The organism is Dielma fastidiosa (assembly GCF_000313565.1).
Lineage (GTDB): Bacteria > Bacillota_I > Bacilli_A > Erysipelotrichales > Erysipelotrichaceae > Dielma > Dielma fastidiosa.
In genome coordinates this window covers 235338-262049 of sequence record NZ_HE578927.1, presented here as the reverse complement: position 1 = coordinate 262049, position 26712 = coordinate 235338, and the positions used below count along the sequence as shown (strand labels likewise).

The following is a 26712-nucleotide window of genomic DNA, read 5'->3' as shown; positions in this document are numbered from 1 at the left end:
TTGGATAAAAGAAACTAGGGGGTGCATTTATGAGAAAAAATGTTCGTTTAGGTGAGGTGCTTGTAGAGAATCAGGTCATTACTGAGGAACAGCTGCAAAAAGCACTTGAAATACAGAAAAAAGAAGGTAAAAGACTAGGTGAAGTGTTAACCAGTCATGGGATGTGCAGTGAATATCAGATGCTGAATGCTTTGGCTAAACGTCTGAATTTGACTTATGAGCCTAATATTGCCGCTCAGGTTGATGTTGAAATCGCAAAAATTGTACCGGAACAGCTTGTTAGAAAACACAGCATCGCACCGCTTTATATCAAAGAAGGGGTGCTGTACGCGGCGACCAACGACCCATTGAATTTCTTGGGCTTAGATGATATCGGCATGGCCAGCGGGCTGGACATAGAGGTTATTGTTTCACCGAAGCAGGATGTTTTGGAAACCATTGATAAGCTGTATGCGAAAGCCAATACAAAGCAAGTGTTAGAGAATATCAGCAATGAATATGAAGATTACACAAGCAGTACCGTTTCACTGGAGGATTTTGAACAGGTAAACGACCGCATTGATGCTTCTCCGGTTGTTCAGCTGGTCAACTCCATGATCCGTGAAGCGATTCAGATGAATGCGAGTGATATTCATATTGAACCGCTGCCGCAGATGACCCGTGTGCGTTTCCGTGTCGATGGTTCCTTGTTTGAGCATACAATGCTTAAAAATAATATTCATGAATTAATCGTAACTCGTATCAAGATTTTGGCTGGTTTAAATATTGCTGAGAAGCGTGTTCCGCAGGACGGCGGTATTGCGCTTGATCTGCCTGGCGGTAAGGTCGATGTGCGTGTCAGTATGCTGCCGACCATTTATGGAGAAAAGGTTGTACTGCGTTTGTTAGGTTCTGATAAGAATGTCAATTATGATTTGAAGCAGCTTGGTTTTACACCGCATAATCTGAATTTAATTGAACGTTCACTATATAATACAAATGGTATCATATTGATGACAGGCCCAACCGGCAGCGGTAAGACTACAACTTCTTATTCAATTCTCCAACAGATCCAATCGCCGGAATTAAATATTGTCACCATTGAAGATCCGGTGGAAAAGAAATTTACCAATATCAATCAGATGCAGGTAAACGCCGGTATCGGCCTTACTTTTGCGAGCGGTCTGCGTTCGATTCTGCGTCAGGACCCGGATGTTATTTTGATTGGTGAGATCCGTGACGAAGAAACGGCTTCAATTGCCATTCGTTCCGCCATTACCGGTCACCTTGTATTATCTACGCTGCACACCAATGATGCGGTAGCTGCCATTCCGCGTTTGCTGGATATGGGAGTGCCGGCTTATTTGTTAGCCGCTGCACTGCGTTGTGTCATCGCTCAGCGTTTGGTTCGTAAAATATGCCCGCGCTGTTCCCATGAAAGGCATTTAACTGAACATGAAAAGTCCTTACTGAACTGTCCGGAACTGGATGTTGTAAAGGAAGCGGACGGCTGTGATTACTGCGGTCATACAGGCTACCACGGACGTACTGCGATTCATGAGGTTGTATTGATCGATAAAACGATTTATAAGATGATCAGCAGCGGCGATCCGCAGGAACTGATTTATCAAATGGCGGTTAGGAATGGCATGACAACGCTTCGTTCAGAGGGAATTCGTTTATTAAGAGAAGGTATTACCAATTTTGATGAAGTTATCAAGCTGATATATTCGACAGAATAGGAGACAGACATGATTGAACATTATTTAGATATTGCCCGTGAACGCAAAGCGAGCGATCTGCATTTTACTTATGGTTTGCCGCCGATGATTCGTATCAATGGTGAGCTGACAGCTTTAAACAGCGAACTATGTGATGATATGCTGCTTAACGCATTAGCGGTTGAATTGATGCGGCCTGATGAGACTGAATATTTTAATACCGGCCGAGATATTGATACATCTTTTACCGGAGCTGATCAAACCCGCTACCGTCTGAATATTTTCCGCCAGAAGGGACATACCGCTTTAGCGATTCGACTTTTAAATGATCATATACCGACAATGCAGGAATTAGGACTGCCGCCGGTATTGCATAAGCTATGTGCCCTGCCAAGAGGCTTGGTGCTGGTAACCGGGCCAACCGGCAGCGGTAAATCAACAACCTTGGCATCAATGATTGATGAAATCAATCAGCTGAAACACTGCCATATTCTAACCATGGAAGATCCGATCGAATATGTGCATGAGCATAAGAACTGTATGGTCAATCAGCGTGAGATTGGCCGTGATTCTGACAACTATTTAGCGGCGCTGAAATCGGCGCTGCGTGAAGATCCAGATGTAATTCTGATCGGTGAGCTTCGTGATTATGAAACAATTTCCTTAGCGGTATCGGCGGCGGAAACCGGCCATTTGGTTTTTGCTACTTTGCATACCCGCGGTGCTACACAGACAATTGACCGTATGGTTGACGTATTCCCAGCGCATCAGCAGGGACAGATCCGCACCCAGCTGGCAAACTGTCTGCGGGCGGTAATCTCTCAGCAATTGCTGCCGCGTCAGGATAAGGACGGCCGGGTTGCTGCCTTTGAAATCATGATTGTCAATGACGCGATTGCCAACCTGATCCGTGAATCCAAGACATTCCAAATTCCTACAATCATGCAGACCAATCTGAAAGAGGGTATGATTCTTTTGGATAATGATTTAGTGAACCTTGTCCGTGCGGGAATCATCGATTACGAAACCGCTCTGACCAAATGCAACGATCCTGCCGCAATCAGAAAAGCAATGCCTTACTAAATATGGTGAAAGCCATATTTTTTTCTTTTATTATGTATTTAAATCTTAAATTCGTAAAGTAACCCCATTGAGTTATATAACAAAACAATTCACATCAAAAAAAAGACTATAACACATTTGCTGTATGTTATGATCCTTTTTAAGTTAAATTCTATTATAAATTTCTCTTTGTTAATTAATTTCTTCTTTACAATCATTTTTATTCCTGACAATTAATTGTATTCTCTGTATGTTTTAAATCATTCAATATTTTTTTAATTCCCTCATAATGTTCTCTAAAATTTACTTCACACAATACAATACGTTCAAGAATCTTACCAATAGCTAATAAGAATAATGAACAACCAATTGTAAAAATAAGAAATATTGTAAAATTGAAACTTTTTTGATAATAAAGGTAATCATATCCTAGCGCATAACAAATAAAATACAGAGCCAATTATTCCTACACAAATAAAATTATTGTGATAATTTATAAGACTAGAGTTAAAGTAAAATACTTTTGTCATTCATAATTTACATTTTCCCCTTTCTAAGTAATACACAAATAAATCCAAATATTAATCTAATGATAACATTTAGCATAGCCTATCCCTCCTTGTATATATTCTACTTTATAGTACTTATACAATCAAGCTTATTTTACACGGTTTTTAAAGTGTATAAAACAGTCAATACTTGCAATATGATATAGCGTATAAAGGGGTAATGGCTATGCTTTTAAAATTGAAAAAGAAGAATATGTAAATAATACTTTTAGATTAAACAAGAAACTGGTAGAAGAAATGGATAAAGTAGCTGATTCTAAAAATATATCTTTGAATAAGTTAGTCGTTTTATGTATTGAATATGCATTGGAAAACTTAGAAACTAGGAAAAGTGAATGATTTATACTCAAATTTTTGTGTAAATAGCACTTGATTTCATGAAACTAAATAGGAGGAATGTTGATACATTTACTGAAAATTAATTTTTGTCATGAATATATGTTACGTTTCGTTACTTTATTTAGAAAGTGGGCACATATGTTTAGAATAGCTTAGATAAAAGCTTTCCAAATTAGAGAAATACTAATTCTACGATTTCTTTAAGATATATTTTGGCTTTAGCTATTGCTTCAAAAATGAAAGTCAAAACCAGCTTAACGGATATTCCTTATGCTATTCAAAATTATAGAACGTCAGCTGAATTAGGCCCTTTTAGATAAATGCAGATAAAATACCTTTCAATAGTATAGTTTATTAAAAGATATTTTTATTTTAAATTTCTCAACTTGTTGTTTTACAAATTGAAGATTTATAATCTTTGGTAATTCTTTAATATTTTGACAAGTTAAGTTTAAAAAAAGATGATTATACTTACTGAAAGAAAGGTGATCAAGCATTAAGTTTAATAAAATTTTCAAAATTTTCACACTTTCTTCATTCAATTTTCACAAAAGGCGCTTAAAATAAGAATCAGAAAGAGATAAGAAGCAGCCGTCACTGCTAGTCGGAACCATATTTCCCTTTTCATTCAATCCCACGACACTTATCTCTCTCTATTACCTATATAAATAAAGGAGGGTGGAATATGCGCGTACTATCATTGAACCTGCATGGTTATCAGGAAAAAGAGCCAGTTAAAAAATTACAGATCATCGCTGATTCAATTCTTGAAAATGATATTGATATTATTTGCTTCAGTGAGTGTGCTCAGCGTTATTTCACACCTATCGTTGATCGTAATATAAAAAAAGATAATGCCGCTTATCTGATTCAGCAGGCATTAAACGCCCAAGGCAGCAGTCAGTATGAACTGCATTATGAAAAGGTTCATTTTGGTTATTTTGGCTTTGTGGAGGGCTTGGCGATTTTAAGCCGTTATCCGATTCTCAGCTGTGAAAGCTTTTATGTATCAGCTCAGCGTTCAATGCTGACGCCTAATACACGCAAAGTAATGGAAGTGCTGATCAAGGTGGGAAATCATCCCATTATGATTTATAACGCGCATCTGGGCTTTGATCGTAAAAATCAATTCCTGACGCAGTTTGAAAAAATACATGAACGGGCGAGCCGTCATCATATTCCTTCAATCATTACTGGAGATTTTAATATTGACAGTGCATCCATTGATTATATGGAAATGATGCATTATGGTTATGTAGATTCATATTCCTTTAATCAATCAGAGGGTGATACATGGCATAAGGGCAGAAAAAGCCTGCGTCTTGACTACATGCTTGCGCGCTCCTCACTAAATATTCAGCAATATTGTCATTTATTTAAGGAAGAGCGGGTTTCTGATCATCTAGGAATCCTGACACAGTTTAGTTTCTAACCGCTTTTGCGGTTTTTTTCTTGTGTCATGGGGCATACTACAACCGGTGATGCATATGAAAAATATACAATTTGCAGTCTTTAATTTCGCAACCTTTATATCGATATCAGCAGTAAATTCACAGCTGATTCCTTTTTTAAATGAAAGCGGCTATACACCGGCACAAAAGGGCTGGGTGTTAGGTTTCAGCGCGCTGGCATCTTTGCTTTTCGCAGCTGTTATCGGCTGGATCAGTGATAAAACCGGTAAGATGAAACCGATGTTCATCATTACAACGCTCTTATTTATGGCCGCTGTGTTTGCCTCTTTTATATTAACCAGTGATTTGTGGATCAAGGCAATCTGTGTCATTTTAATGTTTGGGATTGTCAAGGAAGTTATGAGTATCAATGAAACATGGGTTTTTCAGCTTAAACCTAAAACCTTTGGTAAATATCACTGTTTCTCAGCAGCAGGTCTGGTCAGCGGCTCCTTGGCAGCAGGCTTTATTTATAAACAATTCAACAGTATTGGTTTATGCATTCTCTGTCTGAGCGCTTCTGCTATTTCATTACTGTGCGGTTTTTTTATCAAGGAAAAGGAAGCGGCGGAAAAGGGTTCAATTTCATTAGCCAGTATGAAAAAACTGTTGATGAATAAATCGTATCAGCGCTTATTGATGATTTTATTTCTATTGATGATTACCGGCTTCGCGGATCAGTTTGTGGTCGTGGATAAGCTGATTGCATTGGGCGGTGATCGCATCGCGGTATCTGTGAAATTTGCGATTCAGTCGCTGATGGAAATACCGATTTATTTATTTTCCGCTAAATTATTTAAGAAGTTTGAGCCATCACGCTTATTGTTGGTTGCGGCATTGATGACCGGCGTTAAATTTGTGGCCTATGGTTTCTGCGCGACACCGCTATGGGTGCTGATCGTGGCGGCTTTGCAGCTGTTTACCCATCCGATTATCGTTTTAACCAGCAAGCTGCTGATTCAGGAAGTAACACCTAAGCAGCTGGCAGCTTCAGCGCAGATTGTGGGCTTTGCAATCTATTTCGGTATCAGCGGTTTTTTAACACCGGTAATTGGCGCGTGGCTTGTAGAACGGTTTGATTTTAACATCACTTGCTGGATCTTTGCATGTATCGCGATTATTCCTACATGGATGATCATAAAAATGCGTAAAAGTAAGGGAAATCAGCCGGCTTAAGCTTTTTTCTGAGGAGAATGAATTTTCATCCCGGCCAGATTCTGTTATACTATATAAGTGATTTTGGGAGGTGGAAGCATGCTTGAAAAGCTATTGTATAAGATTGTCGATTTCGGCCGTAAGCATCCTTCATTAAGATATGTTATGCTTCTGCCGCTGGCGGTTATCTATCTGCTTGACTCAATTTTATATTATTTAAGTCTGCCTTTCAGATTGATATTCGTAGCATTTTCTAATCTGCGTAAAGAAAAAATAGAAATCCTGGAAGTTGAAGACTATCTAAATAAGGAACAGGCGCCGCCTAAGCCAAAGCATCGTTTCAGAAAAGCACTGGCGGTTGTGATATTGCTGGGACTGTGCGCGATTTATCCTATTTCCCGTTATGTTAAAAGCATGAGCCGGCCAATGCTGATTACTCATTTTGAAGCGCTCGCTGATGATCAGCTGATGATTGCACAGGGCAGTACGATTGATGAATTAGCACTGCCGGATACGATTCAAGCAAGCGGTTATGCACTTGATAAAGCGGGGAATCAGGTTGGCAATGAGAAAAGCATCAACTTGAAAATCAGTCAATGGAATGTAGAACCAGGTTTTGAAGCTGAGGCAGAGGCGGGTGTGACCTATACATTTACGCCGATTCTATCTGAGCGATTTGAAACCGAAGCGCCGCTGCCGCTGATTATTCGTACAGTAAGCAGCAATTATATTGAAAGTGAAATTGTTAATGAAGTATATTTGAATGGCAAGGGAAGTGACGCCAATGACGGTCAATCACCGCTTACGGCAGTTCAAAGCTTTGAACGGGCTAAGGAATTGCTGAATCATGAAGCGGGAACGATCTGGATCATCAATGGCATTACGATCAAGGATGAACAAGTCTGGGATGCTGATCAGCCGATTACGCTGAAACGCTATATGGGTTCAGCTTCATATCCTGCTTATACAGGAACATTGATTGATATTCGCAGCAGCGGTTCGCTGACTTTAAACCAAATCAGCATCGACGGCTCTTCTTTTGAAAGTGAAGCGGCAGCGATACTGGTCGACGGCAAGCTTAAAATTAGTGAGCTGACACAGATTATAAACAATCAGTATCCTGATCATGCCGGGGCAATTGATGTCGGCAGCAAGGGATCTCTTGAATATCCGGAATCACTCACCTTCGATGGCTGCAGTACCGATATCCACGGCAGTTATATCTCAATGCAAAACGGCAGTTCGATAATTAGCTATACACAGGCAGAATAAAAGGCGTTAAGAATGTTCCATAAGGAATTCCAACGCCTTTTTCTTATTGTGCTTTAGCTTGCAGATAGGCTTCAATTTCACCGGCAACATGCTGGGCATATTTAACGGCCTTTACTACGGTTTTAGCGCCGGTCACAACATCACCAGAAGCAAAGACACCGACTCTTGTCGTTTTCCCGTCTTCATCGGCAATCAGCAAACCGTTCTTACCGGTTTCCAAGCCGGTTGTATTGCGGACAATATTGTTTTTAGGCAGCTGTGATACCGCAATAATGATGGAATCACAGGCAAATAGATGATCGCTGTCCGCTTTTTCAACACTTTGTGGGTGGCCGTCCGCATCCATGACAACCTCACAGTCAGCAACGATCATACCTTCCTCGCTGCATGCCTTAGGGATCTTGTAGAAGACAAATTTAACACCGTCATCAATGGCTCCCTGCAGTTCAGCTTCGGTGGCAGAGATATTCTCCTTGCCCTTGCGATAGAGAATCGTCACATCACAGCCATGGCGGCTGGCGGTACGCGCCGCGTCCATCGCGACATCACCGGCGCCGATAACCGCTACCTTTTTGCCGAGTTGATAGACCTCTGGATCTTTTAGATAATCGATGGCATAATGCACATTGCCTAAGCTTTCCCCAGGGATATTTAAGGTTCTCGGATTCCATACACCCGTACCGATAAATAAGGCATCATAGCCATCCTCCAAAAGCCGGTCAATGGTCAGCACTGGACCAATCAAAGTGTTTGGTCTGATTTTTACCCCTAATTCAAGCAGCTTTTCTTCCAGTAAATCAAGAATTGTCCGCGGCAGCCTGAAATCAGGAATACCATAGCGGAGAACACCGCCAATGCGCGGATGAGCATCAAAAATAGTGACAGGATAACCCTTCTGGGCCAGCTGCAGGGCAATCGTAATCCCTGCCGGGCCGCCGCCGATAATGCCTACCCGCTGATTATGGATGCGTTTTTCAGTAAAATGAACATGCTTTAAATAATGCTTGGAAATTTCATTTTCAATGGCAGGGAAATCAACTGGTTCACCTTTGATGCCGCGGATACAATTGCCCCGGCATTGTTTTTCATGCGGACAGACAATAGAACAGATAGCTGAGAGCGGGTTGTTGTCAAACAATCGTTTGCCAGCCTGTTCATAGCGTCCTTCTTTATAATCGAGAATTACCTCCGGAATCGGCGTATGAATCGGACAAGCGCTGACACAGCGCGCGTTCTTGCAATTCAAACAGCGATTTGCAGTTTCTAAATTTTTCATAACATCACCTTCACTTGACCTATATTCTAACATACTTTAAATTGAAATGCTTTTTCTTTGTCCCAATTTTTGCGTAAACGTGATACACTGATAGGGAAAAAGAGGAGTAATTGAATGAAAAGTTATCTGATTGATCTTGATGGCACAATGTATCGGGGAAATGAAAATATTGATGGCGCCAGAGAATTTATCGCTTGGTGTATCGCCAAGCAGCAGCCCTTTTACTTTCTGACGAATAACGCTACCCGTACCCGTTTAGAGAATGTGCAGCATATGGAAAAACTGGGGTTCAAAGGCATTCGTGAAGATCAGTTTTTCACCTCAAGCATGGCGGCGGCGCGCACGATGCAAAAATTCAGCACGAAGCGCAACGCGTATATGATCGGCCAGGCAGGTTTAAGAGAAGCCTTATTGGATGCCGGGTTTAAACTTGTTGAAGAAGATGTCGATTTTGTTTTTGTGGGCCTTGATGCCAATGCTGATTATGAATCATACTCTAAGGCACTGAGTTATTTAGTAAATGGCGCCAAGCTGGTTGGCACCAATAATGACCGCAAGCTGCCGCATGGCAAAGGCTATAAGCTCGGCAACGGTTCAATTGTGGCCATGTTTGAGTATGCGAGTGAACAGCAATCACCTAAGATCGGCAAACCGTATCCGCCCATTCTGAATGAAGCGCTTGAGTATTTTAATATTAGAAAAGAAGATGCAATTTGTATTGGTGATAATTTGGAAACCGACATCCTGCTCGGTGTTAATTGCCAGGTCGAAACAATCTTTGTGACGACGGGTGTGCATACATTCGCGGACATTGAACGCTTTCAAATCGTACCGACACATAAGATCCATTCACTTTATGAATTGATGAGCGAATAAAAACATACAATGGAACAGGTGATCTCATGAATGCAGACCTGTTCCTTTTAATTTATGCCTGTTTAAAGGCATTCTTACCTTTACCTTCCATTGAAGCTGTCTTTGTACCGCTATGTCTGGCAGCTCCGACCAAAAGCTTTTACTATGCGGTAGTCAGCGGTATCGGTACCTTTTTAGGCGGTTACATCGGCTATGAGTTAAGTGTCAGCTATGGCCGTAAGGTTGCCTTAAAGCTGGTCAATGAAGAAACATTGTCCGAAGGAGAGGCAGCCATGCAGAAATATGGCGCGATGGCTGTTATCCTTGGATCGCTGACACCTTTTCCTGATTTCGTACTGGCATATCTGGCTGGTTTATGCCGAATGAACCGCTGGCTCTTTTTATTGCTTGACGGCGGCTGCCGCTTTATGCGCTCATTGCTTGTTGCGGCAACATTAAGCAAAGCGAGTGAATTTATCGCAATCGAGAAATATTCAACACTGCTCTCTATTTTGATTCTTGTTTATTTTCTTGGCAAGTACGTAATCCGTAAAAAAACGTAAAAGGGGATCGTCACGCATCAGTTCCGGATGCCATTGAACGGCAAACATATCCGCTTTTTCAATTGCTTCAATCGTTCCATCGTCGGCAATCGCGCTGATCATAAAACCTTCAGGGCATTGCGCAAGTGCTTGATGATGATAAGAATTAACTGAAGGCAGCGGCATACCGCTTAAAAATGAATGAGGGGCAATGATCAGCGGATGGCTGGTTTTCATATGTTGGTCAATATCTTGATATAAAGCCGCATGATACACCACAGCTAGTATCTGAATACCGCGGCATAAGCCAAACAAGGGAAGATGATGTTTTTCACAATAATGAATGCAGTCAATATCCAGCTGTTCGATGCTGGCTTTTTCGATGACTGTATTAGGGTGTGGTTTATCGTTAAAAAGAAGCGGATCAACATCGTCGCCGCCGCTGATCAGCACACCATCACACCCAGAAAGCTGGTCTTTGATGTCAGCTTGCGGATAAATCAGTACCGGTGTAACATGAAGTGCCAGCAGCGCATGAATTAACGGTGCTGAAATTTGATATCGTGACTCAGCTTCATTGAGCCGAACGGGAAGGGCAATTTTTAAACGCATACGATCACCTGCATTAGCCTATGCATAAATCAAGAAAAGGTGCCGTTGCACAGATGGATAGGCTTAACTCAATCGTAAAAATCATAGCCAATAAGCCGTTTGGACTATCTTTTTGGATAGCGTTTTCATCATTAAAATGGAAGGGTTTTCCAAAATAAGTAAATGTGCATAAATAAAATTCCTAATGAACATCTGATTAACAGCTTGGGTATCAGCCAAGAACATTTCTCATGTTTAAAAATCTTTTTAATAACAGTTGACATTCCTAACGAAAAAAAGTAATATTTATACAGGCAGTAATGCCTCTTTCATCTTAACCTAACTTACTTTTCTTCCCCCACCCATACTTGTAAGTTAGTTCTCCCCCAAAGTTAAGATGATCGTATGCATCATTGAAGGCACTTGAAAAAGTGTCTTTTTTCATGTTGAAATTGAATCAGAAAAATATCATTAAAAGATTATTTAAAGTTAATGCAGCTTGATGATTTAATGATATGCAGTTTAAAAAGTTAATTTGCCGCCTCAAATCATTAGTTTTATATATTTTTAAAATTGTTATTGATAATAGGTGCGGATTTTATGTATTATTAGCTTTAAGGTATCAAATTGTAGCTTTATACAAAACGTAATATCTGCAAGCAGATTTATACTATATGTCTTTTGATTAGGAGGTGCGTGATGATCAGGAAGCGATTTACTGACGATGTTTTTGCGAAAAGAGATATCACCCATGTGCGGGAAACCGTGCGGATGATTGCGGTATATCATGACCGCTATGCTTTTCTGGAAATAAAAAGAGATGATATTTTTGGCTGTCTGCGCCATCTTGAAACACTGGGCGGCGGCATTGAGGCTAATGAAAGCCACGCCCAGGCAATTCAGCGCGAGCTGCTTGAGGAGAGCGGCTGGGAAGGGGAGATTTTACGGCCATTATGTGTGATTGAGGATACTTATCATCTGATCCAGCGCCGGACTATTTCTCACTTCTATGCGGTCAGGCTGATTCGGCAAAGCCGACCCTACGCTTATACTGAAGAAGAAAAGCAGCTGATTCACGGTTTAGTTTTCTTAAGTGAAGAGGAAGTGCTGAAGGAACTGTCAGCGCTCGATAAACAGTCGATTCAGAAGCTGATTTATCAGCGTGATTTATTTGCATATAAGTGTTATCTTGAAACATGCTAATTGTGAAGAAGTTATTAAAAGCAAAGTAAATGAAATCTTTGCTTTTTTTTGTTATGCTAATGCAAGTAAGGAAAAGGATATAGAGATGCAAATAACAAAACGTGATGGAACTAAAGAAACATATGAATCAAATAAAATTGCCCGGGTAATTAAACTGGCGTTTGAAAACACACAAAGCTGTATTGAAGCTGAACAGCTGAAGGTGATGCTTCAGGAAATTGAACAGCAGCTGGTTGAGAATCCTGATGATATTAAAGTAGAACAGATTCAGGATCTTGTGGAAGTAAGCATGATGAAGCATGGCTTTTATAAGCAGGCAAAAAGCTTTATTCTTTATCGGGATCAGCAGGCTAAAAACCGCCGCATCGTCGATGAGCTTGCTGCCTCTTTGCCGCTGGCCGGACTGCGGCCGGTATTAAAGGGAATCCATAAGGACTATGGCAAGGCATTGGCGCTTGATTTGATGCTGGCAAAGTATCAGACTTTCTATAAGCCGGAAATGGATATGGATCAGCGGCTTAAGAGCTTGATACGATCTGCCGTTGAGTGCGTCAGCGCTGAAGCTCCGCAGTGGGAGTTTATTGCCGGCCGGTTACTGAACTTTCAGAATAATCATATGATTGAGGAGAGAATGGCTGCCCTGAATATTCACAGCTTCTATGATAAGCTGGTCTATTTAACAGAACAGGAATTATACGGCCGTTATATTCTTGAAGCATACAGCAAGCAGGAAATTGATGAATTAGCGGCGGCTTTAAAGGAAGAGCATACAAAGCTGTTTACTTACAGCGGTCTTGATCTGGTTATTAAACGATATTTGATCGCGGATAAGGATCATCAGGTTTTAGAGAAGCCGCAGGAAATGTTTATGGGAATCGCGATGCATTTGAATATGAATGAGAAGGAAGACCGTCTGCATAAGGTCATTGAGCTGTACGAGGTATTAAGCACTTTAAAAGTAACGATGGCAACACCGACGATGTCCAACTCCCGCAAACCGTATTTTCAGCTTTCAAGCTGCTTCATCGATACTGTACCGGATTCTTTAGAAGGTATTTACCGCAGCATTGACAATTTCGCGCAGATTTCAAAATTCGGCGGCGGCATGGGCTTATATTTTGGCAAGGTTCGCGCGGTCGGATCTGATATCCGCGGTTTTAAAGGTGTAGCCGGCGGTGTGGCACGATGGATCAAGCTGGCCAATGATACCGCGGTGGCAGTGGATCAGCTCGGTGTGCGGCAAGGCTCTGTAGCGGTTTATCTTGATGTATGGCACAAGGATATCCTTGATTTTCTGCAGCTGCGCACAAACAATGGTGATGACCGCAAAAAGGCTCATGATGTCTTTCCGGCTGTCTGCTATCCGGATCTGTTTTGGAAAATGGCCCGTGAGGATCTGAATCAGCAATGGTATTTGATGTGTCCGCATGAAATCTTAATGATCAAAGGCTATGCGCTTGAAGATTATTATGGTGAGGAATGGGAAAAACGTTATTTTGACTGTATCCATGATGAACGTATCAGCAAGCAGGCAATCCTATTGAAAGATTTGGTACGTCTGATTCTTAAGTCAGCGATTGAAACCGGCACGCCGTTTGCCTTTAACCGTGATCATGTTAATCGCATGAATCCTAATAAGCATGCGGGAATGATTTATTCATCAAATCTTTGCAGCGAAATTGCTCAGAATATGAGCGCAATCGAGAGTGTGTCAAAAACAATAGAAGAAATTGACGGAGAGACGGTCATCGTGACAAAGACGAAGCCGGGTGATTTTGTCGTGTGCAATCTGGCATCTTTGGTGCTGGGCAATATTAATGTTCATGATCAGGTAGAACTGCGTAAGATTATCAGCATCATTGTCCGCGCATTGGATAATGTTATCGATTTGAATTTCTATCCGATTCCATATGCCAAGGTTACCAATCAGCGTTATCGTCCAATCGGTTTAGGGACCAGCGGTTATCATCATCTGCTGGCAAAGGAAGGCATTCGCTGGGAAAGTGAAGAACACCTGCGGTTTATGGATCAGGTGTATGAACAAATCAACTATTATGCGATTGAAGCCAGCTGTGAGCTAGCGGCGGAAAAGGGCTGTTATGCTTATTTCAGCGGTTCTGAATGGGATAATGGAAATTACTTTACCGATCGTGGTTATCAGGATGAGAAGTGGCAGCAGCTAAGCGCGCGTGTTCATCAATCAGGGCTGCGCAATGGTTATTTGCTGGCAATTGCGCCAACCAGCTCGACTTCAATTATTGCCGGTACAAGCGCGGCTGTCGATCCGATTATGAATCGTTTCTTCCTTGAAGAAAAGAAAGGCAGCATCATCGCCCGCGTAGCACCGGATCTGAATATGAAAACATGGTGGATTTATCAAAGCGCGCATACGATCAATCAGGAATGGGTGGTTAAAGCCGCTGGTATCCGTCAGCGCCATATTGATCAAAGTCAGTCTTTAAATCTGTATATCACAAATGATTATACATTTAGACAGGTGCTGAATTTATATATAAAAGCATGGGAAAATGGTGTAAAGAGCGTTTATTATATTCGTTCTAAATCACTGGAAGTAGAAGAATGCGAAGTATGCGCGGCATAGGAGGACAAGATGGAAACCGTAAATAAGAAAGCGTTGTTTAATGAATTTGGTGATACTGATGTTTTAAAGAAACGGATGATTAACGGTAATACGACCAATCTGAATGATTTTAATAATATGAAATATCAATGGGTATCCGACTGGTACCGTCAAGCGATGAATAATTTCTGGATACCTGAAGAGATTAATCTGAGTCAGGATGTAAAGGATTATCATCGTTTAAGCAATGAGGAACGAACAGCTTATGATAAGATTCTTTCCTTTTTAATCTTCCTTGACAGTATTCAAACCGCTAATCTGCCTTGTGTTTCTGAATATATTACAGCCAGTGAGGTAAATCTCTGCCTGACAATTCAGGCTTTTCAGGAAGCGGTGCATTCTCAGAGCTACAGTTATATGCTGGATACTATTTGTTCACCGGCTGAACGTGATTCGATTTTATATCAATGGAAGGATGATCCGATTCTTTTAGCCCGCAATCATTTTATCGGTGATTTGTATAATGAATTCCAAGCGAAAAAGACGAGCTTCCAGTTAGTAAAAACATTGATTGCCAATTATATTTTGGAAGGCATTTATTTCTACTCAGGCTTTATGTTTTTCTATAATCTTGGCCGTAATGGCAAGATGCCGGGGTCCGCTCAGGAGATTCGATATATCAACCGTGATGAAAACACTCACTTATGGCTGTTTCGCTCGATTCTGCTGGAACTGAAAAAAGAAGAACCGCAGCTGTTTACCGATGAGTATGTGGCAATTTATAAAGCGATGCTGGCTCAGGGTGTTGAGGAAGAAATTCGCTGGGGAGCTTATGTACTTGGTGATAAGATTGAAGGTCTGTCTTTAAAAATGATTGAGGAATATATTTATTACCTGGGGAATCTGCGCAGCCTGGGACTTGGCTTTGGCAAGCTTTATGATGGCTATGACAGTGAACCGGCTTCTATGGCATGGGTATCTCAATACGCTAATGCGAATATGATTAAAACCGATTTCTTTGAAGCTAAATCAACAGCCTATGCGAAATCAGGCGCTTTGGTTGATGATTTATAGGATTGCAGACACTGTGAAATAAGGGGGAATTGCAGACTGCTGTTTGTGATTTCAGCGGACATTATCACTATTAGGTAAAATTAATGAAAAAAATAAAATATCAGTTAAATTATACTAGCCAATTTAGAAGGATGATGCTATAATAATAACTGAGCTTAATAGCTCATTCCCCACCCATTCATGTTCTTTAGGGGTTTAGAACATGAAGTCTGTCCCTCCCCATGGGACAGACACCCTATAAACAGCGAATCCGGTTCAAAGCCGGATTTTTTTCGTCTGAAAATGAAAAAACGCTGAATGTTTCAACAGCGTTCTTATAAGAATCGTTTTTTCTTAAACAGCCAGATACAGAAAAGAATGATCAGGATACTGCATAAAATAATCATTGGATATCCATACTGCCAAGTAAGCTCAGGCATATTGATGAAATTCATGCCATACCAGCCAGCAATTAAGGTTAAGGGCATAAAGATGGCGGTAATTACTGTCAGGACTTTCATAATTTCATTCTGACGCAGATCTAGCTGTGCCTGATAGACTTCACGCACCTGCATTGAATATTCCCGCAGTGTGAGTGTTTCTTCCCGCAGACGGTTGATGCGGTTACTGAATAGCTTTAGAAATCGCAGCTCATGATCATTAAAGAAATCATTTTCATTTTCAATCAGCTCCATCGTCAGATCATCAAGCTGACGATATGTATGTGAGAGTGCCGTCACTTCTTTGCGGATGGCGATCATTTGATGATTGAAGCGATTCAGAGTACCTTTAAAGACATCTTCTTCCAAACCGGCAATCTGATTCTCCAAGGTTTCCAGTTTCTGCGGATGATCCAAAACAAGCATTTCCAGAAAATCATAAACAAGCCGGCCCAGCTGGGGTTCTTTCCATTGTCTTGTTTCAGCCAGTGTTTTTAAGATTGCTTCAGCGGTATGGGTATCATCGATAAAGACCAGCATTTCATTCCAGATGCCTAAAAGAAACTGCTTCTTTTTATGGAACGTGGTATCCGGAATACTGAAAGCGGCAATCATGCAGTCAGCATGGACTTCAGCCTTACAGAAACGGGAAAGCGGCTGGGCGATGAGGGTGGTAAGATCAATTGGCAGTTTGACATCTAATGCCTGCTGATGGGTAAAACAGGCAATTAATCGGGTATTCGGTTCAATTTGATTTATATCAATTTCATGCAGTTGATTTGTTAATTGATAAAGCATAAGATTCATCCTTTCAATGCTTCTATTATAGCACTTATTAACCAACAAGGTTTAGATTCGGGTTGTTGTCATGCCTTGCTTAGATGCTGTGCGCATAATATAGCGCAGAAACAAAATGTTTCGGAAAGGTGGACAATCAATGAAAATACACAATTGCCGGGGATTTCCTATTACGGTATATGGAGGGATGTTTAATCATTCTGCTTATTTGCTTCAGTTTACTGAAGCGAATGAAGAACAGGCACTATATTTTGACGGCCAGTCACCCTCACATGACAGCATTGCTTTTGAATCCGGTGTTTTTGATGCGAAAAGCGGCTTCAGCTTGATGCCGGGAACGCTGATTCTCAAAGAAGCAGGCATCTATGCGCTTGATTATACGCTTTGCTTAGCGGCTGGCGGGGATATGGAGTGCAGGGTATCAGTCTATGCCGATGGTGTTTTGCTGCTGAATTCAATGTCGGTGCAGCAGCTTAGCGCCAATACACCGATGATGTTTAGCCGCCGTACCTATTATCCATTAAACGCAGGCGCGCGTATTCAGCTTATGCTGCATACAAAGAAAGCGGGACTTTTAATGGTTGGCGCTAAAATGTCGGAGCTGCTTGCTGAAAAACTCGCTGATCTGTAAAATTTGCCTTCCGGTTATCCGGGAGGCTTTTAAGCACATAAATAAATACCCTTTGAATGAATTGGCAAACCGTGCAATAATAGTGCATAAAGGAAGGAAGATAGGATGAAACGATGGGTTAAACGGGCAGCTGGATCAGCTCTTGCTTTGCTGGTGCTTTTGAGCAGCGCTTTTTATTTTTACACAAAAGATTATTATCATGCGCAGGAGCAGGTGGTATCTGTTTTCAGCATGGCGGATCATATCGAGGTTTATGATGATTATACGGTATTAGCGGCAGATTCAGCGGCTGGTCTTATCTTTTATCCGGGCGCTAAGGTAGAGGAGACTGCTTATCTTCCGCTTTTAAGCAGGCTTCAGCAGGCGGGAATCACCTGTGTCTTAATTAAAATGCCGCTGCATCTGGCGTTTTTGAATCCAAACGCGGCTGATGATGTCTTGGCTGAGCTGTCACAGATCAAGCATTGGTATATGGCCGGTCACTCCCTGGGCGGTGCAATGGCAAGCGCCTATGCGGCTGAGCATATGGATAAAATCGAAGGGGTAATTTTATTAGGCGCGTATGTTTACGGTGATCTTCCGGACGCAAGAGCCTTAGTGATTTACGGCAGTGAAGATGGTGTGCTGAACCGCAATCAGCTGACAAGCGGCACGATTACTGTTATAAAGGGCGGCAATCACGCGCAGTTTGGCTGTTACGGCATTCAGGCAGGCGATGGTGAAGCGAGCATCAGCGCTGAAGAACAGCAGGCTCAAAGCGCTGCAATCATTACTGAATTTATCCAATCGAGCGCAAAATAAAAACAGATACACTGAATGAAGTGCATCTGTTTTCATAAGCTCTATTATAATAATTAATTATTCACCGAAATAACGTTTCAATAAGCCGGCAAATGCGCAGCCATGTCTAGCTTCATCCTTAGCCATTTCATGTACAGTATCATGGATTGCATCAAGATTTGCTTGTTTAGCGCGTGTAGCCAGATCCTTCTTGCCAGCGCATGCGCCATTTTCAGCAGCCACACGCAGCTCAAGGTTTTTCTTTGTTGAATTTGTAACAACTTCACCTAATAATTCAGCAAACTTTGCAGCATGTTCAGCTTCTTCCCAAGCCGCTTTTTCATAATACATACCAATTTCAGGATAACCTTCACGATGAGCGACACGAGCCATTGCAAGATACATACCTACTTCAGAGCATTCACCTTCAAAGTTCATTCTGAGATCCTTCAGGATATCTTCAGAAACTCCCTGGGCAACACCTACTACGTGCTGATCCGCCCAAGCCATTTCGCCTTCTTCCTGCTTTGTGAACTTAGAAGCAGGCGCCTTGCATAATGGACAGAACTCTGGAGCCGCATCTCCTTCATAAACATAACCACATACTTGACATACGAATTTAGCCATAATTTCTTACCTCTTTCTTTTTACGGGTTTAGTATAACGTATTTTTGATTGACTGAATAGTAGTTTGCTCATAGAAAATCAAAAAAATTTTTATTGTAAATATCGAGTCAAAATTACTGAGTCAGGTACGTTTTAATACTGTTCAAAAAACTAAAAAAGTGATAAACTATAAGAGTCAAATTTTAGGGAGGATATCGTTATGTGCATCTTCTGCAGTATCGTAAATAAAGAAATTCCTTCTTCATGTATCTATGAAGATGATCAGGTCATGGCTTTCCTTGATTTGAGCCAGGTCACAAAGGGGCATACGCTGGTAGTTCCTAAAAAGCATTATGATAATTTGCTTGAATGCGATGATGAAACTTTAGCGCATCTGATACAAGTGGTAAAAATGCTGGCGGTGCGGATCAGTGAAAGATTAAATGCTCAGGGTGTCAATGTATTAAACAATACACATGAGGCTGCCGGTCAGACGGTTAACCATCTGCATTTTCACATCATCCCGCGTTACAGTGAGAATGACGCTGTTGTGATTCAATTTAATGAATCTGAAAAGCAGGATCTTGACGAGCTTGTGAAAATCCTGAAATAATTCAGGATTCATTTTGGAGCGGTATCGAAGTGGTCATAACGAGAACGACTCGAAATCGTTTGACGGTTACCCCGTCCGTGGGTTCGAATCCCACCCGCTCCGCCAAATAGTAAAGAAACGCCATAAAGGCGTTTTTATTATGGGTATTTTATTTTTCAGCATCATCGCATAATTTCATGAATTCCTTAATACTTTTAGATAAATATTTATTTTTATGATAGACGATATTAAAATTTCGTTTAAATTCAATATTTTCAATATGGATACATTCAATCAGCTGACTGGTACGTTCAATCTCAATTAAACGTTTAGGTACTACGGCGATGCCTAGATTTTCAACTACAGCGCTGAGCAGGGCACGGGTGCTTGTACTTTCCCATGCCGGTATGCATGCATAGCCGTGGATTTCCATTACACTGTCAAATAATTCACGGGTACCGCTGCCTCTTTCTCTTAATAAGATTCTCTCTTTTACGAAGTCATCGCCGGTGATGACTTTTTTTGACGCAAAGGGGTGCAGGCTGGAACAGACAACCGCTAATTCATCATCGGCAAAGCTATGGGTAATCAGATCCATTGAGTGTGTCACACCTTCAATCAGCGCAAAATCAAGTTCACTGCGCAGTAGCTTTTCTTCAATGACATCGGAGCTTTCAATCAGTACCTTGACATCTATTTTCGGATAGATTAATGAAAAGTCATGAATCAGCTCCGGCAGCATTTTGTTGCCGATCGTAATGCTTGAGCCGATCCGCAGTCTGCCGATTTCATCCCAGTTGCGCAAACCGTTTTCCATTTCTTCAAAGGTTGTGATGATATGAGCCGCGTAGGAATAAAAAATCTTGCCGGCCTCGGTGAGATGAAGACGGTTGCCGATGCGGTCAAAGAGCTTGATGCCATAATATTCTTCTAATTCCCTAATGGCCAAGCTGACTGCTGGCTGAGCGAGATAAAGCACATTGGCGGCGGCTGTCGCGCTGCCTTGATCCACAACCGCTACAAAAATTCTAAGATGTCTAAGTGTCATAAGTTCCTCCATAATAAAAATAATATACTTATTATAATATTATATTATTTTACTTATAGAATGGCAAGTCATAGAATAAGGGCAGGAGGGATAAGAGATGGAAAAAGATAAAAAGTTTTATTGGAAGTTATTTAGTTCAACCTTTAGCCTAAGCGCGTTTACCTTTGGCGGCGGGTTTGTCATTATACCATTAATGCGTAAGAAATTTGTGGAGGAGCTGAACTGGATTGATGAGCAGGAAATGCTGGATCTGACAGCCATCGCGCAGTCATCACCAGGTGCAATCGCGGTTAATGCTTCGATTCTGATCGGTTATCGTCTTGATGGCTTCAGAGGTGCTTTGATCACTGTGCTGGGTACGGTGCTGCCGCCGCTGATCATTCTGTCAGTTATTTCATTATTCTATACTGCATTCAGAGATTCGCTGATTGTCGGCTATGTGTTAAGAGGCATGCAGGCAGGAGTTGCGGCGGTTATTACGGATGTTGTATTAACGATGACCTTGGATATTTTGAAGGAGCATCGGCTGCAGCCGGTCATTATTTTGATTGCCGCATTTATCGCGGCGGCAATCCTGAATGTAAATGTGATTTTGATTATTTTAATCTGCGGTGTGATCGGCGCGCTGAATGTGCTGCTCACTAAACGGTCAAAGGGAGGTGTTCAGCATGATGCTGCTTAAATTATTTTGGAGTTTCTTTCAGATCGGTTTGTTCAGTATTGGCGGCGGTTATGCGGCAATGCCGATCATCCAGCATCAGGTTGTAGAAATCAACGGCTGGTTATCAATGATTGAATTCGGTGATGTTGTGACGATCTCACAGATGACGCCAGGGCCGATTGCCATCAACAGCGCTACCTTCGTAGGAACACGCATCGCGGGTCTGCCGGGAGCGATTATGGCGACCATCGGCTGTGTGACCCCCTCGATCATCATCGTTCTTACCTTGGCGTATATCTATTATAAATACCGTAATTTAAGTGTGATGCAGGGTGTATTGACCGGCTTGCGGCCAGCTGTTGTGGCAATGATCGCATCCGCGGGCTTATCGATTATCGTTTTAGCATTCTGGAACAGCAATCCAATTTCATTCGCATCGACCGACTGGATCTCAGTAGTGCTGTTTGCCGCCTCACTGCTCATTCTGCATAAATTTAAGGCCGATCCGGTATGGGTCATGAGCGGAGCGGGTCTTATCGGCTGTCTGGCTTATATGGTTTTATAACAGGAAAGGGGATCAGGAAATGAAGCTTATAATTAAAAATTCATTCTTGGGGAAACACGTTTATGATGAAACCGGCAAGGAGGTCTGCCAGATCAGCTCCCATGTAATGAATCCTAACCAGAATATCCTGCTTATCGAGCAGCAGAAAACGTATATCAGCTCCTTTGAACGAGCCGGCAGCAATTCCGCTTTGTTGCTTACCGTCGATGAGCAGGGCAGTAAGGAGCATGTCGTAAAGGGTGAAGCCAACGGTAATTCTGAGGTGAAGCTTTATGAGCGCAGCTTTCATGATCTAAACGTTGAGGATCAGCGGCAGAATCGGCATTACAGTCTGCATCTGAACCGTGATACAAGCTGGCAGATCAATGATCAGCAGCAACAAATCGGCTGTATTAAAAAAATGGATGCCTATGGCAACATCCAGATGGAATGTGAAGCACTGAATGATTTATTGCTGTTATGTGCTTTCTATCTCTTTACCCACACTTTAATGATTGAGAATGAGGCAATCATGGTTTAAATAATGTCAGAGAATCGTAAGAGAATTAAAGGTACCATTGAAAGATTTCAATGGTATTTTTATTGCGCGGAGGGATTCTATGAATAAGAAACAATTAAAAATTATCGCATGTCTATGTATGTTTTATGATCATTTAGATCGTATTTTACCGATTCAGTTATTACTGGCACCCTTATGGGACTGGCTCTATGAAATGGGACAGGAAGCGCTGATAGATCAGCTATTTAGATTATTGAATTATATTGGCCGGCTGGCTGCGCCGATCTTCTTATTTTGTATCGTTGACGGTTTCTTTCATACGCATGATAAAAAGCGTTATATACAACGGGTTGCGATTACCGCCTTATTGGCCCAAGTACCCTATATTTTATTTAATATGGCTGAAATGCATACCTATGGTGCTGCCGCTTTAATCTCTGAAATAGATTTAAACATCCTTTTTACTTTAAGCCTGGGCTTAATCGCGATATGGCTTACAGATACACTGCTTCAGCGCCGTCAATATCTGTTGGCTATAATAAGCATTATTACTGCCTGTCTGCTGGCGACCGGCCTGCATATGGAAGGAGAATACGGTTATATTCTGATCCTCTTTGCGTTTTATTTCCTCAAGGATCAAAAGCGGTGGCTGCAGGCGCTGCTCTTTATACCCATTGTCATTTTGTCAAGATATCGCTTATTTATGCTGCTGTTTACTGAAACTGACGCGCGGATGGTTCCGACTGTGATACTGAACATCTTTGGCAATTACCTTGGCCTTTTGATACCTATTTGCTTTTATAATGGTCAAAAAGGCAGCATATCCAAAACCATGCAGTTAGGCATGTATGCCTTTTATCCGCTGCATCTGTTAGTGCTTGGCATGATCGGCTTGCTGAGATAAAAAAAACCAGAAAAATCTGGTTTATTTAAAATATGGGAGATAGCCCTGAATGAATATAAATAAAACAATCAATGGCAGAATCCATTTCAAATAGAAATGAAAAACAGCAGGGAATTTCAAACCTTTGCCGGTATTGGCTTCCGCGAGGAAATTCTGCCAGCCCCAGCCATAGCGGCTAACACAAAACATCAGGTATAACAAGGAGCCCAGCGGCAGCAGGTTATTTGAAATCAGAAAATCTTCAAGCCCCATAATACTGCCTCCGAAAAGCGGCTGAATGTGGCTCCAAACACTGAATCCTAAAAGACATGGCATCGATAAAATCATAATGCCGATCATATTGATCAGCACGGATTTTTTGCGTGACCAATTAAATAAATCAGTAAAACAAGAGACAATGTTTTCAAAGACAGCAATGATTGTAGTCAAAGCGGCAAAGAATAGGAAGATAAAAAACAATCCGCCCCATAATTGTCCCAGCGGCATATTGTTGAAAATATTCGGCAGGGTGACAAAGATCAAACCAAAACCGCTGTCTGGATTCACACCGAAAGCAAAGCAGGCAGGGAAGATGATCAGTCCGGAAACTAAGGCGACGAAGGTATCCAGCAAGGTAATGCTGATGCTTTCACCAAGCAATGAGCGTTCTTTATCTATGTAGCTGCCAAAGATAGCCAATGCGCCGATACCCAGACTTAATGTGAAGAAAGCCTGACCCATGGCCGCGAAGATCACCTCTGACAGATTGTATTCAAACAGCTTGCCAAAATCCGGCTTCAGATAGAAAGCTAAACCGGCCATCGCATTTGGCAGGGTTAATGAACGAATTGCCAGCAGCACCATAATCAGCAGCAAGGCGCTCATCATGAACTTGCTGACCTTTTCAACGCCGTTTCGAAGACCGCGGGATACGATAAACATTCCCAAGGCAACCACAAACAGCATGGCTGCCGCACTGAGCCATGGATCAGAAGTAGTGGCATCATAGACGGCGGCTACCTGTTCAATATTCAGCCCCGCAAAACCACCGGCTAATGTTTTAAAAAAGTAAATCAGCATCCAGCCGGCAATCGTTGTATAAAACATCATCAGCAGATAATTGCCGCTGAGCGCAAAATATTTATACAGATGCCATTTGCTGCCCTTCGGTTCTAAGACCTCAAAGCTGCCTGCCACACTTTTCTGTGAAGCGCGGCCAACCGCGAATTCCATAACCATGATCGGCAGACCGAGAATCAATAGTAAAAACAGATAAAGCAGCACAAAGGCCGCACCGCCGTATTTACCGGTTATATAAGGAAAACGCCATACATTGCCAAGGCCGATCGCACAGCCGGCACTGATTAAAATAAAACCAAAACGTGAAGAGAATTTTTCTCTTTTTTTCATTGTGGAACCCCCTTCAAACTGTTATTAGTTTAGCGGGAAGCCATAGGAATGTCAAGCGTTGATGAAACTTTATTATTCAGGCATATAAAAAGCAGATAAGTTGCCTTATCTGCATGAACTTATTGTACTAAATACTGAGGAGCTTGAGTTTTAAATGCGTTGTAGATATCAATATCATAAATATTGAAATTATACTTCTTAAGATAATAAGCAAAGCCCTCATTTTGAAGTGTCGTACTTGAAGCCAGTCCCTTAATCGCTGTTTCCTTGAAATCTTCAGGATTTGTTGCGATTACCTTAACTACATAATAAGTAGTCAGATCAAGACTGTACTGAACCTCATCAAGTACGGTGTTGTTTTCCGTAACCTTAGTGATATTGCCCCATACATTGGTAGGCAGGCCGCTTTCTGATGAAAGCGTCTGTGTAGAACCGTTGTAATTCTCGGTAATACCGCCCATTTCTTCCACCACCTCAGCAACTTCTTTGCCGCCCTTGATGGCTTCTAATGCTTTATTTGCTACTTCTTCATCATCAGTAGTAAAGATTTGTACTTGTCTTGGCTTATAAACAGAAATCACATTTGACCAATCTTCTTCAAGATATTTCTCAGTGATATGACCTGCGCGGGCAGCTAATACCACACGCTGATTAAAGTAATCTTCTTCTGAAGCATAACCGTTGCCCTTAATGAAGGCATCCCAGTTTTCTTCACCGACATAGCCTTTGAAGCTGTCCATGGTTGACTGAGCTTCAGCTTTGATTTCATCGGTTAAAGGAATTTCATTATCGCAGATGATCTGTGTCACCATATTGATGATTGAATTAACAGCTCCCTGTGTTTTCAGGCCTGTATATACATTTTCTTTAGTGATTTTAGTATTGCCAACAGTAATTAAAGCCGTTGAACCATCAGTCACACTTGTTGTCGCGTCACTGCATCCGCTGACTGTAAACAGCAGGGCAGCCGCACATACGCATAGTAATTTTTTCATGTCTGGCCTCCTATTCCGTAATGTTCATATAAGCTTTTAAAGCTTCTTCAATTTTTGGATCAGAGAAAGTAACATTCAATTCCTGTGCTTTATCCCAAACGATCTTCGCACCCATTTCCGGGTAATAAGAATCAATGGCTGTATAGAGTGATTCACGAATTGATTCATCAGCTTCTAACGCAGCTTTATCAGTTTCTGTTACTAAAATTTTATGTCTTCCATATTCCGTCTGAACCCAGTCGCCGACTGTACCTTTTTCTTGGCTTAAGGCAGCTTCCTTAAAGGCTGTAACAAATGAAGTATCACTGTCAACATAACCCAGCGCACCGCCGGCAGAAGCCGTAGAGTCATCAGAGTATTGCTTAGCAACTTCCGCGAAATCCGTACCAGACGCTAAAGCCGCATCGATATCATCCATCTTTTTCTGTTCTTCTTCAGTTGGATTATCCGGATCAGTCATCTTAACTAAGATATGTGATACCGTTCTTGATTTCTTTTCTTCATGAATCTTAGAGAATAATGAATCAAGGTTAGCATCGTAATTTTCATGCTTTAATGTCTGAAGCTTTAAGTAATGAGTGAAGTATGCTTCAAGATCATCAATACTTGTATAGCCTGAAGCCTGTAAGCCCTGCAGCAGGTATGTTTCCCACTGATCGCCGTAATAAGCTTGATAATTCTGTCTTACTCCGGATACCTGAGCTGAAATCTGTGATTTAAGTTCAGATGTCATCGGCACCGCTTCATCAGCAACCGCTCTTTCAAAATACATGTAGAGCATTGAAGTACCCAATGAGGATTCAGAATCAACGGCTCCGTATAAATCGTCATATAAATCATCGGCGAAAATATTTGTGCCGGCCAGTTCGGCAACAACGTCTTTACCGTCGGCCTTTTTCCCTGGCAGTTTATCCTTGTTCATGTCATAGACGAAATACCCGCAGGCAGTGAACAATAACACAGCGACAAGGACAACAAACCAGTTTTCCTTTAATTTATCAATCATAATAACCTCCTAATTGACTATCTGCTTTATTATAGAATAAATGCGTTTAAAAAGCAATTTAATCAGGTCTGTTCAGATAATTTACCATAATTCTTCACTTATTCTTCAATTAATAAACACGAAAGTTGAATAATTTATCAGTTTGTGAT

General features: G+C 41.5%; 25 protein-coding genes and 1 tRNA gene. 18 read left to right on the top strand and 8 right to left on the bottom strand.

All coding sequences use genetic code 11. The features are described from left to right. Positions 1 to 29 precede the first annotated feature (29 nt). The 5 genes from DAHG_RS11135 (at position 30) to DAHG_RS11115 (ending at position 7548) form a co-directional block, all read left to right on the top strand. A complete protein-coding gene (locus DAHG_RS11135) occupies positions 30 to 1721 on the top strand; it encodes a GspE/PulE family protein (RefSeq protein ID WP_022938433.1) in 1692 nt (563 codons plus the stop codon). 9 nt (positions 1722 to 1730) lie between these two features. After that, positions 1731 to 2783, top strand: a complete 1053-nt coding sequence (locus DAHG_RS11130) for a type IV pilus twitching motility protein PilT (protein WP_022938432.1) — start codon at positions 1731 to 1733, stop codon at positions 2781 to 2783. 1572 nt (positions 2784 to 4355) lie between these two features. After that, positions 4356 to 5102, top strand: a complete 747-nt coding sequence (locus tag DAHG_RS11125; protein WP_022938431.1) for an endonuclease/exonuclease/phosphatase family protein — start codon at positions 4356 to 4358, stop codon at positions 5100 to 5102. A 55-nt stretch (positions 5103 to 5157) separates the two neighbouring features. Continuing rightward, a complete protein-coding gene (locus DAHG_RS11120; RefSeq protein ID WP_022938430.1) occupies positions 5158 to 6297 on the top strand; it encodes an MFS transporter in 1140 nt (379 codons plus the stop codon). 78 nt (positions 6298 to 6375) lie between these two features. Beyond that, a complete protein-coding gene (locus tag DAHG_RS11115) occupies positions 6376 to 7548 on the top strand; it encodes a hypothetical protein (protein WP_022938429.1) in 1173 nt (390 codons plus the stop codon). A 43-nt stretch (positions 7549 to 7591) separates the two neighbouring features. Here DAHG_RS11115 and DAHG_RS11110 read toward each other — a convergent pair whose 3' ends face one another. Next, positions 7592 to 8824 (bottom strand): NAD(P)-dependent oxidoreductase, encoded by a 1233-nt coding sequence (locus DAHG_RS11110; RefSeq protein ID WP_022938428.1) that lies wholly within the window; start codon positions 8822 to 8824, stop codon positions 7592 to 7594. A 114-nt stretch (positions 8825 to 8938) separates the two neighbouring features. On the opposite strand from DAHG_RS11110, the gene DAHG_RS11105 reads away from it, so the two are divergent. Both DAHG_RS11105 and DAHG_RS11100 read left to right on the top strand, forming a co-directional pair. Beyond that, positions 8939 to 9700 (top strand): HAD-IIA family hydrolase, encoded by a 762-nt coding sequence (locus DAHG_RS11105; protein ID WP_022938427.1) that lies wholly within the window; start codon positions 8939 to 8941, stop codon positions 9698 to 9700. A 26-nt stretch (positions 9701 to 9726) separates the two neighbouring features. After that, a complete protein-coding gene (locus DAHG_RS11100; protein ID WP_022938426.1) occupies positions 9727 to 10242 on the top strand; it encodes a YqaA family protein in 516 nt (171 codons plus the stop codon). Here DAHG_RS11100 and DAHG_RS20595 read toward each other — a convergent pair. Continuing rightward, complete coding sequence (locus DAHG_RS20595) at positions 10174 to 10833, bottom strand: gamma-glutamyl-gamma-aminobutyrate hydrolase family protein (RefSeq protein ID WP_022938425.1); 660 nt, start codon at positions 10831 to 10833, stop codon at positions 10174 to 10176. The two genes, DAHG_RS11100 and DAHG_RS20595, sit on opposite strands and share 69 nt — an antisense overlap. Positions 10834 to 11511: 678 nt before the next feature. Between DAHG_RS20595 and DAHG_RS20590 the strand changes: the two genes are divergently transcribed. The 3 genes from DAHG_RS20590 (at position 11512) to DAHG_RS11080 (ending at position 15670) form a co-directional block, all read left to right on the top strand. Next, on the top strand, positions 11512 to 12015 hold the full coding sequence (locus DAHG_RS20590; protein ID WP_022938424.1) for an NUDIX domain-containing protein: 504 nt from the start codon (positions 11512 to 11514) through the stop codon (positions 12013 to 12015). An 85-nt stretch (positions 12016 to 12100) separates the two neighbouring features. Next, on the top strand, positions 12101 to 14617 hold the full coding sequence (locus DAHG_RS11085; protein ID WP_026880949.1) for a ribonucleoside-diphosphate reductase subunit alpha: 2517 nt from the start codon (positions 12101 to 12103) through the stop codon (positions 14615 to 14617). A gap of 9 nt (positions 14618 to 14626) precedes the next feature. Beyond that, positions 14627 to 15670 (top strand): ribonucleotide-diphosphate reductase subunit beta, encoded by a 1044-nt coding sequence (locus DAHG_RS11080; RefSeq protein WP_022938422.1) that lies wholly within the window; start codon positions 14627 to 14629, stop codon positions 15668 to 15670. 314 nt (positions 15671 to 15984) lie between these two features. On the opposite strand, the gene DAHG_RS19415 is transcribed toward DAHG_RS11080, so the two are convergent. Next, positions 15985 to 16887 (bottom strand): magnesium transporter CorA family protein, encoded by a 903-nt coding sequence (locus DAHG_RS19415; protein ID WP_022938421.1) that lies wholly within the window; start codon positions 16885 to 16887, stop codon positions 15985 to 15987. Positions 16888 to 17026: 139 nt separating this feature from the next. On the opposite strand from DAHG_RS19415, the gene DAHG_RS11070 reads away from it, so the two are divergent. Together DAHG_RS11070 and DAHG_RS11065 are read left to right on the top strand one after the other, a co-directional pair. Beyond that, positions 17027 to 17518: a hypothetical protein gene (locus DAHG_RS11070; protein ID WP_146211893.1), complete on the top strand. Its 492-nt coding sequence runs from the start codon at positions 17027 to 17029 to the stop codon at positions 17516 to 17518. A gap of 105 nt (positions 17519 to 17623) precedes the next feature. Then, positions 17624 to 18319, top strand: a complete 696-nt coding sequence (locus DAHG_RS11065; RefSeq protein WP_022938419.1) for an alpha/beta fold hydrolase — start codon at positions 17624 to 17626, stop codon at positions 18317 to 18319. Positions 18320 to 18376: 57 nt separating this feature from the next. Here DAHG_RS11065 and DAHG_RS11060 read toward each other — a convergent pair whose 3' ends face one another. Continuing rightward, positions 18377 to 18925 (bottom strand): NADH peroxidase, encoded by a 549-nt coding sequence (locus DAHG_RS11060; RefSeq protein ID WP_022938418.1) that lies wholly within the window; start codon positions 18923 to 18925, stop codon positions 18377 to 18379. 199 nt (positions 18926 to 19124) lie between these two features. Here DAHG_RS11060 and DAHG_RS11055 point away from each other — a divergent pair, with 199 nt between their 5' ends. Together DAHG_RS11055 and DAHG_RS11050 are read left to right on the top strand one after the other, a co-directional pair. Beyond that, entirely contained in the window at positions 19125 to 19517 is a 393-nt protein-coding gene (locus DAHG_RS11055) for an HIT family protein (protein ID WP_022938417.1), read from the top strand. A gap of 15 nt (positions 19518 to 19532) precedes the next feature. Next, positions 19533 to 19622, top strand: a tRNA-Ser gene (locus DAHG_RS11050). A 43-nt stretch (positions 19623 to 19665) separates the two neighbouring features. Here the strand turns inward: DAHG_RS11050 and DAHG_RS11045 are convergent. Next, positions 19666 to 20544 (bottom strand): LysR family transcriptional regulator, encoded by an 879-nt coding sequence (locus tag DAHG_RS11045; protein ID WP_022938416.1) that lies wholly within the window; start codon positions 20542 to 20544, stop codon positions 19666 to 19668. A 97-nt stretch (positions 20545 to 20641) separates the two neighbouring features. Between DAHG_RS11045 and DAHG_RS11040 the strand changes: the two genes are divergently transcribed. The 4 genes from DAHG_RS11040 to DAHG_RS11025 all read left to right on the top strand — a co-directional run bounded on the left by DAHG_RS11040 (position 20642) and on the right by DAHG_RS11025 (position 23173). Next, positions 20642 to 21226: a chromate transporter gene (locus tag DAHG_RS11040; protein ID WP_022938415.1), complete on the top strand. Its 585-nt coding sequence runs from the start codon at positions 20642 to 20644 to the stop codon at positions 21224 to 21226. Then, positions 21213 to 21770, top strand: coding sequence for a chromate transporter (locus DAHG_RS11035; RefSeq protein WP_022938414.1), 558 nt, complete (start codon positions 21213 to 21215; stop codon positions 21768 to 21770). Before DAHG_RS11040 ends, DAHG_RS11035 begins: the two co-directional genes overlap by 14 nt. Before the next feature lie 19 nt (positions 21771 to 21789). Then, positions 21790 to 22290, top strand: coding sequence for a hypothetical protein (locus tag DAHG_RS11030; RefSeq protein ID WP_022938413.1), 501 nt, complete (start codon positions 21790 to 21792; stop codon positions 22288 to 22290). 79 nt (positions 22291 to 22369) lie between these two features. Next, the gene (locus DAHG_RS11025) at positions 22370 to 23173 is read left to right on the top strand and encodes a TraX family protein (RefSeq protein WP_022938412.1); all 804 of its coding nucleotides are present in this window, start codon (positions 22370 to 22372) and stop codon (positions 23171 to 23173) included. Positions 23174 to 23194: 21 nt separating this feature from the next. Here the strand turns inward: DAHG_RS11025 and DAHG_RS11020 are convergent, their stop codons facing one another. From DAHG_RS11020 to DAHG_RS11010, 3 genes are all read right to left on the bottom strand, one after another. Further along, positions 23195 to 24562 (bottom strand): sodium-dependent transporter, encoded by a 1368-nt coding sequence (locus DAHG_RS11020; protein WP_022938411.1) that lies wholly within the window; start codon positions 24560 to 24562, stop codon positions 23195 to 23197. A 119-nt stretch (positions 24563 to 24681) separates the two neighbouring features. Further along, entirely contained in the window at positions 24682 to 25557 is an 876-nt protein-coding gene (locus DAHG_RS11015) for a peptidylprolyl isomerase (protein WP_022938410.1), read from the bottom strand. Positions 25558 to 25567: 10 nt separating this feature from the next. Beyond that, positions 25568 to 26563, bottom strand: coding sequence for a peptidylprolyl isomerase (locus DAHG_RS11010; RefSeq protein WP_022938409.1), 996 nt, complete (start codon positions 26561 to 26563; stop codon positions 25568 to 25570). Positions 26564 to 26712 lie beyond the last annotated feature (149 nt).

Bases quoted from the DNA above. Each gene is read 5' to 3' on its own strand.
- DAHG_RS11130 (WP_022938432.1), top strand. From the start codon at position 1,731: ATGATTGAACATTATTTAGATATTGCCCGTGAACGCAAAGCGAGCGAT.
- DAHG_RS20595 (WP_022938425.1), bottom strand. From the start codon at position 10,833: ATGCGTTTAAAAATTGCCCTTCCCGTTCGGCTCAATGAAGCTGAGTCA.
- DAHG_RS11025 (WP_022938412.1), top strand. From the start codon at position 22,370: ATGAATAAGAAACAATTAAAAATTATCGCATGTCTATGTATGTTTTAT.
- DAHG_RS11065 (WP_022938419.1), top strand. From the start codon at position 17,624: ATGAAACGATGGGTTAAACGGGCAGCTGGATCAGCTCTTGCTTTGCTG.
- DAHG_RS19415 (WP_022938421.1), bottom strand. From the start codon at position 16,887: ATGCTTTATCAATTAACAAATCAACTGCATGAAATTGATATAAATCAA.
- DAHG_RS11030 (WP_022938413.1), top strand. From the start codon at position 21,790: ATGAAGCTTATAATTAAAAATTCATTCTTGGGGAAACACGTTTATGAT.
- DAHG_RS11135 (WP_022938433.1), top strand. From the start codon at position 30: ATGAGAAAAAATGTTCGTTTAGGTGAGGTGCTTGTAGAGAATCAGGTC.
- DAHG_RS11085 (WP_026880949.1), top strand. From the start codon at position 12,101: ATGCAAATAACAAAACGTGATGGAACTAAAGAAACATATGAATCAAAT.
- DAHG_RS11055 (WP_022938417.1), top strand. From the start codon at position 19,125: ATGTGCATCTTCTGCAGTATCGTAAATAAAGAAATTCCTTCTTCATGT.
- DAHG_RS11045 (WP_022938416.1), bottom strand. From the start codon at position 20,544: ATGACACTTAGACATCTTAGAATTTTTGTAGCGGTTGTGGATCAAGGC.
- DAHG_RS11035 (WP_022938414.1), top strand. From the start codon at position 21,213: ATGATGCTGCTTAAATTATTTTGGAGTTTCTTTCAGATCGGTTTGTTC.
- DAHG_RS11125 (WP_022938431.1), top strand. From the start codon at position 4,356: ATGCGCGTACTATCATTGAACCTGCATGGTTATCAGGAAAAAGAGCCA.
- DAHG_RS11015 (WP_022938410.1), bottom strand. From the start codon at position 25,557: ATGAAAAAATTACTATGCGTATGTGCGGCTGCCCTGCTGTTTACAGTC.
- DAHG_RS20590 (WP_022938424.1), top strand. From the start codon at position 11,512: ATGATCAGGAAGCGATTTACTGACGATGTTTTTGCGAAAAGAGATATC.
- DAHG_RS11070 (WP_146211893.1), top strand. From the start codon at position 17,027: ATGAAAATACACAATTGCCGGGGATTTCCTATTACGGTATATGGAGGG.
- DAHG_RS11105 (WP_022938427.1), top strand. From the start codon at position 8,939: ATGAAAAGTTATCTGATTGATCTTGATGGCACAATGTATCGGGGAAAT.
- DAHG_RS11110 (WP_022938428.1), bottom strand. From the start codon at position 8,824: ATGAAAAATTTAGAAACTGCAAATCGCTGTTTGAATTGCAAGAACGCG.
- DAHG_RS11115 (WP_022938429.1), top strand. From the start codon at position 6,376: ATGCTTGAAAAGCTATTGTATAAGATTGTCGATTTCGGCCGTAAGCAT.
- DAHG_RS11020 (WP_022938411.1), bottom strand. From the start codon at position 24,562: ATGAAAAAAAGAGAAAAATTCTCTTCACGTTTTGGTTTTATTTTAATC.
- DAHG_RS11120 (WP_022938430.1), top strand. From the start codon at position 5,158: ATGAAAAATATACAATTTGCAGTCTTTAATTTCGCAACCTTTATATCG.
- DAHG_RS11100 (WP_022938426.1), top strand. From the start codon at position 9,727: ATGAATGCAGACCTGTTCCTTTTAATTTATGCCTGTTTAAAGGCATTC.
- DAHG_RS11060 (WP_022938418.1), bottom strand. From the start codon at position 18,925: ATGGCTAAATTCGTATGTCAAGTATGTGGTTATGTTTATGAAGGAGAT.
- DAHG_RS11040 (WP_022938415.1), top strand. From the start codon at position 20,642: ATGGAAAAAGATAAAAAGTTTTATTGGAAGTTATTTAGTTCAACCTTT.
- DAHG_RS11010 (WP_022938409.1), bottom strand. From the start codon at position 26,563: ATGATTGATAAATTAAAGGAAAACTGGTTTGTTGTCCTTGTCGCTGTG.
- DAHG_RS11080 (WP_022938422.1), top strand. From the start codon at position 14,627: ATGGAAACCGTAAATAAGAAAGCGTTGTTTAATGAATTTGGTGATACT.